General features: G+C 30.5%; 11 protein-coding genes. 4 read left to right on the forward strand and 7 right to left on the reverse strand.

What is annotated here, in order from left to right; genetic code table 11:
- Positions 1-2 precede the first annotated feature (2 nt).
- From K337_RS0105370 to K337_RS0105380, 3 genes are read right to left on the reverse strand one after another with little or no spacing between them, the layout of a single operon-like run.
- Positions 3-1,178 carry an ABC transporter permease gene (locus K337_RS0105370; RefSeq protein ID WP_028855702.1) on the reverse strand — a complete coding sequence of 392 codons (1,176 nt, stop codon included), beginning with the start codon at positions 1,176-1,178 and terminating at the stop codon, positions 3-5.
- A complete protein-coding gene (locus tag K337_RS0105375) occupies positions 1,156-1,857 on the reverse strand; it encodes an ABC transporter ATP-binding protein (RefSeq protein WP_028855703.1) in 702 nt (233 codons plus the stop codon). Before K337_RS0105375 ends, K337_RS0105370 begins: the two co-directional genes overlap by 23 nt.
- Positions 1,858-1,865: 8 nt before the next feature.
- The gene (locus tag K337_RS0105380; protein WP_028855704.1) at positions 1,866-2,828 is read right to left on the reverse strand and encodes a hypothetical protein; all 963 of its coding nucleotides are present in this window, start codon (positions 2,826-2,828) and stop codon (positions 1,866-1,868) included.
- A 155-nt stretch (positions 2,829-2,983) separates the two neighbouring features.
- Between K337_RS0105380 and K337_RS0105385 the strand changes: the two genes are divergently transcribed.
- Entirely contained in the window at positions 2,984-3,730 is a 747-nt protein-coding gene (locus K337_RS0105385) for a DUF305 domain-containing protein (protein WP_028855705.1), read from the forward strand.
- Positions 3,731-3,806: 76 nt separating this feature from the next.
- Here the strand turns inward: K337_RS0105385 and K337_RS19540 are convergent.
- The 3 genes from K337_RS19540 to K337_RS0105405 form a co-directional block, all read right to left on the reverse strand.
- A protein-coding gene (locus tag K337_RS19540; RefSeq protein ID WP_425414013.1) for an IS3 family transposase occupies positions 3,807-5,119 on the reverse strand; the annotation gives its coding sequence in 2 pieces (ribosomal slippage) (positions 3,807-4,729 and positions 4,729-5,119; 1,314 coding nt in all).
- A gap of 119 nt (positions 5,120-5,238) precedes the next feature.
- Positions 5,239-5,805, reverse strand: a complete 567-nt coding sequence (locus tag K337_RS0105400) for a nitroreductase family protein (protein WP_028855707.1) — start codon at positions 5,803-5,805, stop codon at positions 5,239-5,241.
- Between the two features lie 97 nt (positions 5,806-5,902).
- A complete protein-coding gene (locus K337_RS0105405) occupies positions 5,903-7,681 on the reverse strand; it encodes a bifunctional glycosyltransferase family 4 protein/polysaccharide deacetylase (protein WP_028855708.1) in 1,779 nt (592 codons plus the stop codon).
- A 273-nt stretch (positions 7,682-7,954) separates the two neighbouring features.
- On the opposite strand from K337_RS0105405, the gene K337_RS0105410 reads away from it, so the two are divergent.
- Complete coding sequence (locus tag K337_RS0105410) at positions 7,955-11,761, forward strand: YobI family P-loop NTPase (RefSeq protein ID WP_028855709.1); 3,807 nt, start codon at positions 7,955-7,957, stop codon at positions 11,759-11,761.
- A gap of 1,340 nt (positions 11,762-13,101) precedes the next feature.
- Here the strand turns inward: K337_RS0105410 and K337_RS0105415 are convergent.
- Positions 13,102-14,256: a replication initiation protein gene (locus K337_RS0105415; protein ID WP_028855710.1), complete on the reverse strand. Its 1,155-nt coding sequence runs from the start codon at positions 14,254-14,256 to the stop codon at positions 13,102-13,104.
- Between the two features lie 297 nt (positions 14,257-14,553).
- On the opposite strand from K337_RS0105415, the gene K337_RS0105420 reads away from it, so the two are divergent.
- Together K337_RS0105420 and K337_RS0105425 are read left to right on the forward strand one after the other, a co-directional pair.
- Positions 14,554-16,074, forward strand: a complete 1,521-nt coding sequence (locus K337_RS0105420; protein ID WP_028855711.1) for a glutathione ABC transporter substrate-binding protein — start codon at positions 14,554-14,556, stop codon at positions 16,072-16,074.
- 147 nt (positions 16,075-16,221) lie between these two features.
- Positions 16,222-17,142, forward strand: a complete 921-nt coding sequence (locus tag K337_RS0105425; RefSeq protein ID WP_028855712.1) for an ABC transporter permease — start codon at positions 16,222-16,224, stop codon at positions 17,140-17,142.
- The last annotated feature ends 6 nt before the right edge of the window (positions 17,143-17,148 follow it).

Here is a 17,148-nt window from a genome sequence, read left to right on the forward strand (position 1 = left end):
ATCTACTCCCTTATAACATCGATAGGATTTAATTGAGTTGCCTTATAAGCTGGGTAAAAACTTGCTATGGCAGCTATAATAATCCCAAATATTAAAAATAATAAATTTAATTTAAGGTCAAAATAACCGTAGATCCTATCGGAAAGGGGGATGGTAGTAGATAATTCATGGGCAAGATCGGGAATGGGAATTCCCACCAATTCATAGTAATAAACCAGACTTCCTCCTAAAATAAATCCAATACTACTGCCTATACCTCCTAAGATACTCCCTTCTAAGAGGAACAACTTCATAATCTCTTTGGGTTTTAAACCATTGGCCATTAGGATACCAATCTCTTTTTGTCTTTCCAGCATTGCCATCAACATGGTATTGACTATTCCCACTCCAGACATGAATAAAATAATGCAGCTTAAGATTATAACTACTTTTACTTTAAGTTTAGTAATGACTATTAGGTCAAATAGTTCATCTAGGTAGGAGATGGTTTCTACTCCTAATTTATCTAAACTTTTTAAGTCTGTAGGGGAGATCTCACCCCTTAAAACGATGTCGTTGATGTGGTCGGTTTCGGTAAACTCCTGAGCTGATTTTAAATCTATCAATACGGTATTTAGATCAAATTCCAACCCACCTGTTTTTATTATTCCTGTGACCACCAGGTCTATGGCATTTAAACTCTCTTTAGCTGTAGTTCCCCTTAAAACAAATGGATCTCCCACATGCAGCTCTAAGTCTTTGGCCAGAGTAGAAGAGATAACTACTCCCAGATTACCATGGGTGAGGTAGGAGCTCCTTTTAAAAAAACTATCTTCAATTTTCATATCTCCGCCGATGACTCTCACAGGATAATCATACCTTCCATCAGTTATAACTCCTGAAAAAATCAGTCGGCTGCTGTGATCGTATTTTTTTATAATAGAAAGGCTTTCTTTGGGGATAAGGAAATCTAAACGGTCATCGATATTTTCATATTTTTCTTCAAAATAACCCTTTCCATAGAGTTTATAGTCTCCGGTTTCTGTTTCCCTCATTATTTTAATGACCCTTCTCTCCATCCCTACATTTAAACCTATACCTACAATTATGAAGAAGATCCCAAATGCTAAACTGGCCAATGTTAAAACTGATCTGATGCGGTGCCTGAATATATTTCTAAAAGCCATCTTTACTATCATATTTTTCACCTTCTATCTTTCCGTCCCTTATCTTTATAATCCTTCTGGCCTTCTCAATGATCATGATGTCATGGGAGGAAAAGATAAATGTAGTCTTTTTTTCTAAATTTATTTTTACCATTAGATCTAAGACCTCTTTGCCGGTCTGGGTATCTAAATTTGCCGTGGGCTCATCTGCCAAAACCAGGATGGGATCTTTGATAAGAGCACGTGCTATGGCAACCCTCTGCTGCTGCCCGCCGGACAGTTCCGAAGGTCTTCGGTCTTTTAACTGAAAAATCCCTAATTCATGGAGAAGGCTATCAATCTTCTCTTTTTTTTCTGTAGGGCTGTGTTTTTCACACAGATCCAGAGCAAATTCAATATTTTCATAGACTGTCAGTACAGGAATAAGGTTATAACTCTGGAAGATAAATCCTATCTTATCCCTCCTAAAATTTGCCCTCTCATCTTTATTTAAAAGACTGATATCCTGGTTATGGATAATAATTTTTCCCTCAGTGACGGAATCCATGGCACCTATAATATTTAAAATAGTCGTTTTCCCTGAACCAGAGGGGCCTGCTATTACGGCAAAATCACCAGAATCGATCTTAAAGTTGATATTGTCTATGGCTCTGACCTCTACCTTTCCATGTTTATATATTTTTGTTATTTCTTTTCCTTCTACAATTGTCATAGATCCTCCTAAAAAAACATCTTAGTTCTAAAAACGATCTCGTTGGTTAATTCTTTATTATCTTTAGTCAAGTATCCATATTTTTCAAAATTATGGTAGTAGTTATAGGCAAATTCAAAATTCACATAATCATTGTATATATAATTTAAAGTTGTGTTTAAATATCCTCCATCATCTATAAGGAGACACCCCTGATAAAATTCAAAAGATTCATTTATCCTTAAATTATAGGTGAAATAGGTCCCGCCCCCCTCCTTGTTATAAAATCCTTCCATGGCAGTATAGACATTTTTCTGGTAGAGATTAAAGTTGTAGTCGATTCCTGCGACCAGGGTATAAAGATCATCGGTTTCATATTTATCATAGGATATCTGCCCCCAGACTCCAATAATGAGATCTCCCTTAGTCTCTAAAACAATCCTTTCATTTTTCTCGATTTTTCCGGTTATTGGAGATGGTTGTGCAATATGAAAATAGTTCATCATAACTTCAAAATCATCTATCAGGAAAGTGTATCTTCCTGCAAAATTTTCATCTTTTTCATCGGTCTTAAATCCAATGAATTCAAGTCTGGACATATCCGAAAGACTGTATTTGAACCTTATAGAATCGACTCCTCTTTTATCGGATTTAGGATCTTCTATATCGATCTCATTGAATACATCTGAAAAGTTGAAGATATAGCCATGACCCCAGCTTATGGTCTGCCGGCCTGCTGAAAGGGTGAGGTCGTCTATATAATACTCTAAATACCCCCGGTACAGGTCTACACTAGGATCTGCTCCCTCCTCTCCAATGAGGGAAAGTTCTGTATAAAAATTTTCCCCTTCATGCCGGAGGCCTGCAATCCCTTTATAGTACCAATAATTTTCCTCATAATTCTGCAGGCTGTAATCTCCCCTTAACTCCAAAAAATAATCTATGGAAAAGCACAATTGAGTGATGAAAAAAAATAAAATAAAAATCTTCATAAGATGCCCTCCAAATTTTAAAGATAGGTTAAGAAGCCTGCTATATAAATGTTATACAGGTTGAAATAGTGGAATCCTTTTAAAAATATAAATAAAGGAACTAGGAAAAGTTTATATTTACAGGTATAAATATAAAAAAATAAAGGGAGGGAAATATGAAAAAGATGAATATCGGGAAAATTTCATTGTTGATAACGGCAATTTTATTGGTTGGGTGCAGCGCTCTTAATAAACCTGGTGACAGCCATATGGACGGGCAGACTCATATGGAGACTGAAAGTCATATGAAGATGGATACCCATATGCATGGAGAGATAGATTCTGTGGATGTGTTTACACCTGTGGAAGAATTTTTAAATTTGGAATTGGATAATTATAAGGACTACGAAGTTTATGGGCACAGGGTTATGATGGCAGATAATTCTAAGTACATTACTAAAAATACCGGAAATATTTTTATGAATTATATGATCCCCCACCATGAGGGAGCTATAATAACAGCCCAGGGGATAATTCTTATTACTGAAGATGAAGAATTAAAGACCCTGTGTGAAGGGATAGTTACTTCACAGGTAAGGGAAGTAAAGGAGATGCAGCAGCTGCTATCTTCTAAAAGGTTGATTGATAATGAGGTTAAAGGTTTTGAACAACTCATGGTGAAATTAATGGATGAGATGATGGCAGAGATGGTTATACCTGAAGATAATTTAAATAAAAAGGAGGCGGAAACTTTATTTTTATCCAATATGATAGATCATCATAAAGGTGGAGTAAGGATGGCAGAGGAATATTTGAAGGTCGGGAAAAACAGCAGTTTGATAGAACTCAATAAACACATAGTAACTACTCAGAATAAGGAGATAGAGATCATGGAAAGATTGTTGGGAAACAGGCAGATATAAAAAATTTAGTCTATAAAAAAAAGCCGTCAAAGTTAAACTGTACCCTTTGTCAAGGACACTTAAAAAAAAGGTATGGTTAAGATACTGTTAAAAGATGATTTCTGTATTGCACAGGAGTCATCTTTTTTAAGTTCCATTGATACCTATGGTTATTGTAATAATTCATATATTTAGATACTTCTTTCTTTACATCATCTAATGTTTTTAAGGGCTTTAAATTTATTTCATCTTTCATATGTCCAAAGAATGACTCCATAGGAGCATTATCCCAACAGTTACCTTTTCGCGACATTGATTGGATAATTTTCTTTGATTTCACTAATCTTTGAAACTTAGGATTAGTATAGTGAAAGCCTTGATCCGAATGAATAATGCACTCTGGATGGAGTTTAAACTTTCTTTTAACTAAGCGCTTAACCGTGTTTAAAGCAATATCAATACTAAGACTATGAGACACCTCATGAGCTAATACTTCATTAGTACTACCATCTTTTATTGTTGAAAGATAAGCTCTTTTTCCAATTCCATAAGTTAGATAGCTGATATCAGTTAGGAGAACTTTTTTAGGAACTTCTTGTTTAAATTCTCTTTTCAATATATTAGGGACAGTCGAATGTTCCTTAGTTGCTTTAGCTATGTTTTTATAGGGGTTCGGTTTTCTGTGAGGACATATTATTTCGTATTTTTTCATAATTCTTCTTATTTTTTTCAAATTAAAAATAGTATCAAATTCATTCTCTAAAATCATCCTGATACTTCGGGCGCCCTTCTTAAAACCTCTTCTATTAAAAGCTTTTAGAATTAATCTTTTGGAGTTTAAATCTTTAGCTTCTTTATTATTTCTATTTTTTTCTGAATTAATATAGTTGTAAAAACCAGACCTGGAAACCCCCGCTTGAAAACATAGAAATTTAATTTTTGATTTCAACTTATATCTTTTAACTATTAATTTAATAGCTTCAAAAATCTCAGTTTTATTTAAGCATCCCCCCTTTCGATCTCGTCTAACTTTTTTAAAAATTCATTCTCTATTTTTAAATATTCAATCTGTGCTTCTAAACGTTTAATTTTTTCTAAATCTGTTAACTCTCTTTTCAGAGGTCTTCCAGAAGATGTTTTCCTGGAATCCATTAAACCCAGTTCACCATTATCTTTAAAAGCTTTCCTCCAACGTTTAGAGGAAGTTTCAACTCTTTTCATACCTAAAATATCCACATCAAAGCCAGCTTCCTCAAAAATTATACGCGGAGGCTTTCCCATTTTATATTCCTCAATAAATTTCTTTTTAAATTCAAAAGTATATGTAATAGCTTTATTTGAAACTTTAGAAATATTTTTATTTTTAGATAATTTAGTAACTTCTATATCTGAAAATATTTTTTTAGACATTTAATTCACCCCTTTAAACTCTTATTAAAAAATTGTATCAAAAAAACCATGAAACTAACACTTTTTTTCAAGTGTCCAGTTTCATGGTTACAGTTTAAGTTATCTGACGGCTTTTTATATTATATATTTTTTATAATTAAATCTGCTCTTCTTAACTTAGGAACATAGTGGATATCATTAGATCTGAAATATCTGGTGTCAGAAGTGGTATCTATGATCTCTACAGTTTCTTTTGGTTTACCGATGGCAATCAAAATCCCTAAATCATAGTCATCTGAGATCTCTAAAAGATCTTTTATCACAGGTTTATTATAGGCACCAAGGAGACAACCACCATACTTCATATCCCTCAACTTCAACATGATATTCTGGCTGGCAATTCCCATATCAAAATTGAACATGGCCTCACTAATACCTATTTTTTTCTCATTTAACATCAGGATATAAGCTGCCGGAGATTCCTCCTCTGTAGGATTCCAATTTATAAATCCAGCCCATTTAGTATGAGGAAAGACCTGACTGCAAATTTCCTCATTTGAGATTAAAACATATCTTATACATTGTGCATTTCTAGCAGAACTAGAATATCTGGCTATTTCAATAACTTCTTCTAACTCTTTTTTACTGATTTTTACCTTTTCAAAACTCCTAAAAGATCTCGTCTCTCTAATTAATTTATCAATCAAAAACCTTACCCCCTTATAAATATATCTACTAAAAGTATCTTTCAAAATTCAGCATATGTCAATAGTGGCAGGGGATAATTTTTGTTTTAATGTTTATTTAACGTTGCCTTTTATTTTCTCTTTTTATTTTGATAAAATTATAGTTCCCATTGATCTTCCTTTTATATCCAAAATTTGTAATAGTAGGAAAGATTCCTATCCTCCTGATCTCAAAGATATCATCGCTGAGACAGTATGAACCGGAGTCGGTGCCTACGGCGTAAGGATATCCTGCCTCACTGACCATCTTTTTAGCCCTGTCATCCAGATCACCATAGGGATAGGCAAAGGAATTCAGTTGAATATTTAATTTGTTCTCGGTGATCTCCTTATCCTTAAATATCTCATTTTTCATCTCCATGTCGCTCAGCTGGGAAAGTCTGGGATGACTGAGGGTATGTCCTCCAAATTCAATGATACCGCTGTCTCTCATCTCCTTCAACATAGGGAGGTCCATCATTTCAAAGGTTTTTTCATCGGTTAAATCAACATCCCATTTATTGTAGGTTCTATCAGAAACCAGATAGATAACAGCATTGAATCCGAATTCCTTCAGGATGGGAAATGCATAGGTATAGTTATCTACATAACCGTCATCAAAAGTCAGCATGATATATTTTTTTTCAAACCTCTGGTGGATGGGAATACCAGCTAGATCACTAAACGTAATAGGGATATAGTTTCCCTTCTTTAAGATCGTCATATGATCCCTGAACTGATCGATGGTCACATAGGTACCGTGTTTTCCAGATTCTGTATCTACATCCTTGATCACTCTATGGTACATGATCACAGGGATATCATATTTTTTTACCCTTACCCATTCCCTCTGATATGTTTTTTCCAGAGTATCCACAATCTTATGGATATTGAAGTTTTCTCCGATAATATCTATTACTTCTGCAGGAGTTTGTTTTAATTTTATACCGAGTTCTATCTCAGATTTGATAAAATTCCAATCAAAATTATGGTTAGTTCTATCTCCTACATCTCCAAAATTAGAAGCTAAAGCTAAATGGGCGGTATCAGTATCTATAATACCGATCTCCTTGGCTTCTCCAATGGCTAAAGTAGGTCTTCCCATAAGTAAACTCTCCATAGCAACCCTTCCCGCTCCTATAACCAGATCGGAATCAGCCATGAACTCATATACGTTATCGATATATCCTGTAAAGTTTACCTTGTTTTTAAAACTATTAAATCTTTCGGGGATATCTTTCCCGCCGATTATATTTACAGTATATTTATCTAAATCAATGGAGTTAGTCAAGAGATTATAGGTTATATCCGCTTTAGGGCCTGATAAACGTCCAATGATAGAGATTACTTTTTTTTCATTTTTAGGAGGAGTTGAGACTTTAAATTTACTTAGATCTATCCCATTTCTGAGAACCTTAATTGCAGCAGGATCGACACCAAAAGTTTCTATTAAATCATTTTGTATATTTTCACAGACGGCATATCCACATCCAATGGGCTGTTTTCTTTTTCTGTGCTTGGAAACATGCTGCATCCCATGAACAGTAGTCACAAATGGAGTCTTTGTGAGTTTACAGGCTATTTCTGTACTCCAGGCAGAGGCACGGGAGTGGGCATGAACTACATCTATCTTATTTTGTTTTATTATTTTTACTATTTTTATTACCTGATCCAACCTTTGAAAGATATTTCTTTTATTGAATGCAAGGGGGATATACTTACCCCTGTTTTTTTTCGTCAGTGTATCGGAAACAAAATATAAATTATGTCCCCTATCTATTAATTTTTCTCCTATTTCAACTGCATATACTTCAGCTCCTGTAACTTCTAACTGAGATAATGCCATCAATATATTCATTAAATTCCTCCTTGAATTTAGTTTTTGATTTTTTTGGATGCAACATCAAGTTGTTGTTTTATAGGTTTATTATACCATAAATTGATTTTGAAGCTGTGAGGGAATTTTAGATTGGATTGGTTGGTTTTTTCTATATCTATTAATTTTTTAACATAATTTTAGTTAAACTTTAATTTATTTTTTAAAAGTAGTATAATCTATTCAAATTAAAACTAACTAAAATAATTTTTTTCTGAATAGATATTATTAAAAAAAATAAAAAAGGGGGGAAGAATGAAAAAAGAGATAGATTACGAAATTTTGGGGGCAGAAGCTTTAGTTGCCAAAGATTATAAAGATTTAAAAGAGATAAAGGGAAGTTTAGATATTTTAAATAAAGTTATAAATGAAAAAAATGTAGAAAATATAGGAATAACAGGAGGTTATGGAGTAGGTAAAACTACTTTTTTAAACACCTTTATTCACTATTATGTTGAGAAGGTAGGAAATATAAAAAAACTATTTGATTCTAAGAAAGAAGATGAAATAGGAAGACTAATAGAGTCAGATAAAGAAAAAGATAAGAAGAAATTAGAAAAATTAGGGAAATCAAATATAATTTGGATTTATTTTAGAAATTGTTTAAATATAATATTTAAACACAATCCTAAGCCCGTTAGGATTTCTTTGGCTACTCTAAACTCTTCGAATTCAAAAACTCAAGAAGAGACACAAAAATCTCTTTTTTCAATCGAAGAAAAAATATTGAAACAGCTTTTTTACTCAAAAAAAATAACAGACTTACCAAATTCTAGGTTTAAAAAGATAAGAAATTTGAGGAAAAGAGATGTCCTTTGTTTAGGATTTAGTGTATTAACATTAGTATTGACCTATTTATTTTTTAATGCCCCCTTAAGAAGTAAATGGAAATACTTTTTACTGAAATCTGATTATATGACTCTTGATTCTTCAATTATATCTTTTTTAAACATTAATTTTTTTAAAATAGATTTAGTATGGCTAGCTATTATTGGATTCTTTTTTGTTGTAAGTACTTACATTCTTCTAAAAGAGGGGATAATTATTTTTAATTTTGTAAAAGATAGTATTAAATATAAAAAAAGTGGCATAGAGATTAGTTCTAAAGAAGGATCTCCGTTAGATCAATATTTAGATGAGGTTATCTACTTCTTCGAAAAAACGAAAAGTGAGATTGTTATTTTAGAAGATTTAGATAGAGTAGGAGATATAGATATATTTATAAAACTAAAAAATATTAATAATAAATTAAATAAGTGTGAAGCAATAAAACAAAAAGTTACATTTATATATGTTATGAAAGATAGTTTGTTCGAGAATACTTTTGAGAGGAGTAAATTTTTTGATTATATCCTTCCAATAGTTCCTCAAGTCAACTCTTTTAATTCAGAAACTGTTTTAAAGGAAAGGTTATCATCAGATATATCTAATGATAAAATAAGTGATAAATTCATTGAAGATATTTCAATATATATTCAGGATATGAGGCTTTTAAAAACAATCTGCAATGACTATGTTACTTATAAAAATAGGCTGGGAAAAAATGTTGTTAACTTAGAGAAATTTTTTAGTATGATGATTTATAAAAATATTTTTTATAAAGACTTCGAGTTGCTCCAATTTGATAAAGGTGGGTTGTTTGAGATTTTAAGAAGTAAAAATAATTATATAAAAAAAGAGATAGAAAGTAACAATAATAAAATTGTTACTTATAAAGAAAAAATAAAAAAAATAGAAGAAGAAACTTTGATAAGCATAAAAGAAATAAGGAAATTACTTATATATGAATTGACACAAAAAATAGAAGGGATAAGCTCACTTTACGTAACTATAAATTATGTGGGTCTTAAAGAACTTTTAGAAGATGAAAACTTTGAAATTTTTCGAAAAACAAATAATATCTCCTGTATTAAAAATCGTTCTAAGATTTCTAGTGGGATAGGTTTTAAAGATATAGAAGAGGCAGCAGGTTTTGAATATGCTAAAAGAATAGAAAGTGTAAATAATAGACAACACCTTGATTTGCTCTATGGAAAAATTCAAAAGTTGAATAAACAAAATATAGAATTTAAAAGTTTAACCTCAAATATAGAACTCAAAAATTTAAGCTTGAAAGAAGTTTTAAAAGAGCTTGAAAGTGACTTTATTTTTGAAAAAATAGAAAAGTTTAATACTTTAAATATAGAAGAACAGGAAAAACAATTATTAGTATACCTTTTAAAAAATGGGTGTTTAGATGAAGAGTATCATATGTATATTTCGATATTTAGAGAAGGGTCTTATACTAAGAAAGAGTTAATGTTTTTACAAAAAATAAGGGTAGGAAGAAAGGAAGAATTTAATTATAAATTTAATAATATTGACGCATTGATGAAAAGGTTGAGAGAGGAAGATTTCTCTACAAAAGGGATATTGAATTTTGAGATATTGAAAAAGCTATTATTTAATAAGATGATTTCTCTTAAAGAGATACATAAAATTTATTTAAATAAATTTTTAGAGCATTTTAAAGAAGTTTATTTTGAAGAATATGAATTTATAGATGTGTTTTTAGAGGATACAAAAATGTATAAAGGGTTATTAAGAGAGCTTTTTCAAGTTTGGGAGAACGTTTGGCAAGATTTAGTTAATTTAGATATAGGTGAAAATGAAAAAAAAGAATGGCTTTTGAGTTTGATTAAGTATGCGAGTCTTGAAAAATTGAAAAAAGAAATTGAAAAAAGTAATATAAGAGAGTTTATAAGTGGAATAGAGAATGATTTTTTTAAGTTTAATACACCTATGAATAATTTAATATCAGTGATATCTGCGTGTGAATTAACTTTTAAAAGTATAGATATACCAGAAAAAAAGGATGAATTATTCAATTATCTCTATGAAAGCCACAATTATAATTTGACATTTGAAAATGTGAGAATAATTATTCAAAGAATACATGAATTGCCTATACCAGAACTATCAGAATTATTAGAAGCAAATTATTCAACTTTAAAAAGAATTTTCCAAGAGGATGATCCTTTATGGATTAAGATTAGTAAAAATAAGAATGAATATATTAAAAATGTTTTTTTAGATTGGGGTGGAGAGTTAAAAGATAAAAAAGAAGATGTAATAGAGCTATTAAGAGACGATAAAATAGAGATAAAGCTAAGAAAAGAGATTTTGAAAAGAGAAAGGTTAACTTACAATTTTTCAGAAATTCCAGATGACCTATGGAAAGATGTGATAGCATTAGGCAAAGTTAAACACAGTTGGAAAAATGTAAAGGGTTACTTAGAGGTCTATGAGTACCAAGGTATTAGAAATTGGGTAGAAGATAAATTAAGTAAATTAGAGGATATAGAGGAATTCACTGAAGAAATGTTGAAGTTGATTATTTTATGTGAAGAAACTTCACCTAAATTTTTAGAAAATACCCTTGTCAAATTAGAAGATAGGTTTGAATTTGAAGAGTTCCCTTTTGAATCTGCTGGAATCAAATTGCTAGAAGTTGCAATAAAATCGAATTGCTTTATATTTAACAAAGGCAATTATGAAGCTATAAAAGAGAGAAACTTAAACTTATTTTTAGATTTTATAAGAACAAACTTTGAGGTATTTGTTGAAAATTTAGACATTTACTCTATGGGTACAGAAGAAGAAATACTATTTTTAAATTCTGAAGAGTTTAATTTAAATGAAAAAATAAACTATATTTCTGTTTCAGATCCAGATGTTAGAAATAGTGATTTGGGTGGTGTCATAAGTCAAATAGTTAAGGAAAATAGTTATAAAATAGATTTGAATGAAGAGGATAAGATGTTTTTATTTTACAAGTATGAAAACTCAGAAGATAGGGTTAATTTTCTTCTGGAAAATCCACCAGAAGAAAGTAAAGAGTTATTGGAGTGGTTGGACTCGATAGATGAAGTGGAAATAAAAAAATCTATGATATCATTTAAGGTAGAGATTCACAGGTTAGGAGAAGTATTCGAGTTATTAAAGGAAAGGAGAATAGTAACTAAAAAAAGTGAAAAAAGAAGTACAACAAATATTTTTGTTTTTAATAGGACAAAAAGTTAAAGTGAAAGTTTCAAAATTATTTATGGAATTATCCAAAAGTTTGTGTGGAACATAAATTATATTAAAGGCACACAGGAATTAACTTTGATGTGCCTTTTTTTATGCTCTATCACATAATTTTTTTAATGGAATTTTTCCTTCAAGCTGAAGTTTATAGTCGTCCAGCGACAACAGTAAATCTCTCACGAGTTTCGTCGTGCCCACCATGTCCGTCAGGCATCTTGCTAAGAAACGGGGATCACTGGCACTTGCTAGGAAAGACAGAATGGTTTTAGCTTCGGTTTCTCTCACAAAGTCAATATTTGTAAAATAAGCTTTAATAAGCTTATTTTAAATAATCATTGAAAATACCATAAAAAGGAAGAGTGAGAAACTTTCTTGACTTTCTTTCGTCTATTTTTGTGTTAATCACATTTAAAATTAGATTTTGTTATATCTAATTTTGATAATCGTGAATTGAAACAGACCCGTATCAAAGGCGGAAACTTTGGAACCTAATGGATATACAGCTATTAAATGTATTTTAATTTTTAAGTAAATATTGAAAAAAAGGTTCTAAGGGTGTCACCCTTAACGGACTCCATTTCGGATATGCGAATATTTTATTTTTTTCTAATGACATTAGAAAAAAATAAAAATGCAGAAAAAGAAAGAAAAATCTTATACTTTCTCGTTATGGCTTCTCTCAAATAGAGAAGCCGAAGCAATAACCATTTGATGTTATAGAAGTAAGTCAGGGATTATTTCCGTCTTTTTACTGTGACAGTCCTCGCTTCACTGCGTACTCGCAAGGGGCATCCCCAAGACTTCTAAAGATTATTATATAATCTAAGAATCTTGAGAAAACTTATTCTGTTTAACGACTAAGTAAGGTGTTTACTGCGAAGCTGGGTAACATCTAGAAAAAAGAAATGAAATTCAAGGGTTAAAAAATTCCAGTCGCGAGCTAGATTGAGAATGCTTCACTTTCACCAACAAATTCAAGAACGCAAAAAAATAGAAAAATCTTTAAATTGAAGAAGGCATATAGGGATTAATCCCAATGTGCCTTTTTGAATATTCGCAGAACCCTATAAAAATGAGTAAGGACGAATTACTGTAATTTAACCTCTATTTTAAGCTAAAAAAGGGCCACTGAGTGGCCTAAAAGGCCATTTAGTAACCCTTTAAGGCTACTCAGTGGCCTTTCTCATTTAGAGCCTTTCAATCCCAATGTTTTCAGTGAGTTTAAGGCTTTATTATTTGCGTTTTTTCAAGATCAAAGGTATAAACACAAGGGGAAGTTTTTAGAAAGTCTTAGAAGGCAACTCAGCCCCTTTTTTTCTCCATCAATTTAAACATTACTTATTAACCCCCTCAAAATAAAATTTAAGGATAGATACACTATTTTTTTTATAATAAATTTCGACCTTTACTCCCTTACCACAACAAACGACACTTTCTCCGTCTTTTAAATTATAGATCTTTAGTAAGAACTGGGAATTAAAAAGATAGATAGAAGCATAAGATGTACCTTTGTTGAATTTTTTTATTGTACTTAAAACTTCACTATGAAGTTCAAATAATGTTTTGTATTTTTTCTTTATTGTATAATCTGGCTCTATTATTACCTTTGGAATCACATTTATTTCTTGGGATAATATTCGACTTAAAAATTCATCAAAGTTTACTTTTAATTCATTGTGATTATAATGTTTAAGTGCATAGTCAACTTCCATTTTAACATGTTTTACACCTCTATGTGCTATAGCTTTTTCAATAAGGTCATATATAGATGTAAAACTTTCAACTTTTAATTTTATTTCGCTCATTATCTCATTAATAACACTGTTAGTTATATCTTTTACAACTTTTTTTTCTATAACAATTGCAGTAATTTTAGCACTTTTAAACTCACCATCTTTTATCTTAGTATACTCTAGAGACAAACCTCCTATGTCTTCTAAATCTTTAAAAATAGGTTTTAAGAGATTTTTTTCTATATCATAAAATCTTTTATAAGTCTCTTTTATCTCTAATAGTACTCTCAAGTCTTTCATACTTATTTCTACTTTGTCAAAAAGATTTCTTTTTATATGTTGATAAAATCTGTAGGTAAACTTTTCTTTAAAAGTTATAATTTTATTTATTCCTAATTTTTCATAATTACTCCCGACTTCAAATGAATTGAGAATTTGATTTGAGAATTTCAAATGAATGTTTTCACCTATAATATGGAACATCTCTAAAATACTAACAAAACTAAAATAAGAGGCTTGATCTGAAGTTAACAGTAAATATTTTGTCATAAATTTAGAGAGTATTTTTTTTATTTCTTCTATTCCTTCTATTTCTAAAACTTCACACATTTTTTTTATAGAAATTGATGCAGAATCTTTTTCATCAATAATAGTCTGTATAATTTTTTTTTCTTTTTTAGTCAATCGACTAGAAAATTCTATTGTAATATCTTTTTTTAATCTTTTAATTTGTTCAAAAGTTAAAATATTTTCCATAAAACCTCCTTAATTTAATTTTTTTCAATATATTTTTCCTCATTTTAAACGATATAGAGTATTTCGTTATTTCGTTATAGTCGATTATAACTTATATTTATTAAAATTTCAAATACTATCGACTTCAATTAAAACTATATAAACGAAATAAATACATTAAAATTGCAAAATTGACATTATTATAGATGAGAGTAGAATAAAAATATAATTTTGTTTTGAGTTTTAATTCAACAAAACAGATTTTGAGTAGTATGGAATATTTTTAATGCTAAACAATTTAATTTAAGGAGGCAAAAAATGAAAAAAAGAATGGTGTTCTTACTGACGGTGTTAATGTTTGTAATATCGATAACAGGATTTGCAAAGAGTAAAGAATTGGTGATAGCAGTTAATGCCAATTTTATTTCTTTAGACCCGCATAATTTGTCGGATACATTATCCGGAACGGCAAGTGCGACTATGTATGAAGGGTTACTAAAGTATGAAAATGATATGACATTAAAACCTCTCTTAGCAGAAAGCTATAACATCTCCAAGGATGGTTTGACTTATACTTTTAAAATTAGGAAAGGGATAAAATTTAGTGATGGAACAGCTTTAGACGCTAAAGCTGTCAAGTATAACTTTGATAGAGTAATGGACAAAAAGAAAAATTTAAGAAGACGTAGAAATTTTTTAGCAGTACAGAAAGTTGAAGCAATTGGAGCAGATACAGTAAAAATAATTTTAAAAACACCTTATTCACCAATGCTTAACAGAGTTGCCTCTTTAAAAATTATAAGTCCGGCAGCTCTAAAAAAATATGGTGACCAGGGAATTATTACACATCCTGTTGGAACAGGGCCATATGTCTATGATAGATGGGTTCAAGGGGATAAATTAGTTATAAGAAGAAATAATTCTTATTGGGGAGAAAAACCAAAAGTAGATAAAGTAACCTTTAAACCTGTTATAGAAAATGGATCTAGAATTGCTATGCTTCAAACAGGGGAAGCTGATTTTATTTACCCTATGCCTACAGAACAAGTTAGAAGAATAAAAGGGAATAAAAATATTGAAATTATGACTGGGTTTTCTACTATATCCAGATATGTCACTTTGAATACAACTAAAGATGTATTTAAAAATAAAAAAGTTCGTCAAGCAATAAACTACGCAGTTAATAAAAAAGCTTATGCACAAGTAGTAAAATCAGGGTATTTAGTTCCTTTAACATCACCTGTACCTGAAGCTTTAGAATATCATGTTGATCAAACACCGTATGCTTTTAATTTAGAAAAAGCAAAAAAATTAATGAAAGAAGCAGGATATCCTAATGGTTTCACAACTTCTATTTGGGGATCTAATAATACAGAAGATATGAAAGGAATGCAATTTATTAATCAACAATTAGCTCAAATAGGAATTAAAGTTGAAGTTATGCCAATGGAAGAAGGAACTTTAGCTAATTCAATATATAGTGCTCAAACTCCTGAAGAGGCTAAAATTAATATGTGGTATGTAAATTGGTCTTCTTTTGATATTGATGGGGCTACTAAAAACTTATTCCATAGTCACTTCATACCTCCAGTATCTGCTAATACAGCTTATTATATGAATTCAAAAGTAGATAAAATGATTGATGGTGGTGCAATTGAAACTAACTCTAAAAAGAGAGCAAAGATTTATGCAGATATGCAGTCTACTATCTGGGATGATGCTCCTTGGATTTTCTTAGGTTCTGATCAATTAGTTTCGGCTAAAAGGAAAACCACTAAAAATGTATACGTTATGCCTGATGGTGCAATTAATTTAGAGAAAGCTGATACAAGTAAATAGTTAATAAAAAAGAAATGTAGTGTTACTGCATTTCTTTTTTAAAAAAATTCATATTAAGTTTTAGATGGATTAATAAAAATAATATATAGGATTATAAAAAAATAAGGAGGGTATGATGGAGCCTATATACTTATCATACATAAAAAAATGAGACATTATATTTTAAAACGTTTATTAAATACTATTCCAATAATAATAATAGTTTCAATCTTAGTATTTTTATTTATACATTTAATCCCTGGGGATCCAGCAAGATTACTAGCAGGTCATCAAGCAACATTAGAAGAAATAACAATTATGAGAGAACAATTAGGACTTAATGACCCTATGTATTTACAATATTTTAATTTTTTAAAAGATTTTTTTAGCGGACATTTAGGAGTATCTATAAAAACAGGTTTGCCTATAAAGGAAATGCTTATTCCAAGATTTAAACCGACATTATATTTAGCTATTTTTTCAATTATTTGGGCATCAATTTTTGGAGTAGTTGCTGGTATTATATCTGCTGTAAATAGAGGTAAAGCTCTTGATTACTTTGTAATGATTGGAGCTATTTCTGGTATTTCTTTACCGTTATTTTGGTTAGGACTTATGCTTATTCAAGTATTTTCTGTTGATTTAGGATGGTTTCCAACAGGAGGAATAGATGGATTAAAAAGTTATGTACTCCCTTCTATTACGCTTGGAGCGGGAATCATGTCTATGATAGCTCGTTATACTCGTTCTTCTATGATAGAGATTTTAAGAGAACCCTATATTCGTACTTCTAGAGCTAAAGGCGTTTCAGAGATGTTAGTAGTCGGAAAACACGCACTTAGAAACTCATTGATTGATGTAGTGACGATAGTTGGTCTACAATTCGGTTTTTTACTTGCAGGATCAGTATTAGTAGAAACAGTTTTTTCGATACCAGGTCTAGGAAGATTGTTAATAGACTCAATATTATTTAGAGATTATACAGTTATTCAAGTGATTTTATTAATATTTACCCTTCAATTTATAGTTGTAAATCTAGTTGTAGATGTAATGTATGGAATATTAAATCCTAAAATAAGATATGAATAAAGGAGA

The organism is Psychrilyobacter atlanticus DSM 19335 (assembly GCF_000426625.1).
Classification (GTDB): domain Bacteria; phylum Fusobacteriota; class Fusobacteriia; order Fusobacteriales; family Fusobacteriaceae; genus Psychrilyobacter; species Psychrilyobacter atlanticus.

Coding starts and splice junctions, on each gene's coding strand:
- K337_RS0105370 (WP_028855702.1), bottom strand. CDS start 1,178: ATGATAGTAAAGATGGCTTTTAGAAATATATTCAGGCACCGCATCAGA.
- K337_RS0105375 (WP_028855703.1), bottom strand. CDS start 1,857: ATGACAATTGTAGAAGGAAAAGAAATAACAAAAATATATAAACATGGA.
- K337_RS0105380 (WP_028855704.1), bottom strand. CDS start 2,828: ATGAAGATTTTTATTTTATTTTTTTTCATCACTCAATTGTGCTTTTCC.
- K337_RS0105385 (WP_028855705.1), top strand. CDS start 2,984: ATGAAAAAGATGAATATCGGGAAAATTTCATTGTTGATAACGGCAATT.
- K337_RS0105405 (WP_028855708.1), bottom strand. CDS start 7,681: ATGAATATATTGATGGCATTATCTCAGTTAGAAGTTACAGGAGCTGAA.
- K337_RS0105410 (WP_028855709.1), top strand. CDS start 7,955: ATGAAAAAAGAGATAGATTACGAAATTTTGGGGGCAGAAGCTTTAGTT.
- K337_RS0105415 (WP_028855710.1), bottom strand. CDS start 14,256: ATGGAAAATATTTTAACTTTTGAACAAATTAAAAGATTAAAAAAAGAT.
- K337_RS0105420 (WP_028855711.1), top strand. CDS start 14,554: ATGAAAAAAAGAATGGTGTTCTTACTGACGGTGTTAATGTTTGTAATA.
- K337_RS0105425 (WP_028855712.1), top strand. CDS start 16,222: ATGAGACATTATATTTTAAAACGTTTATTAAATACTATTCCAATAATA.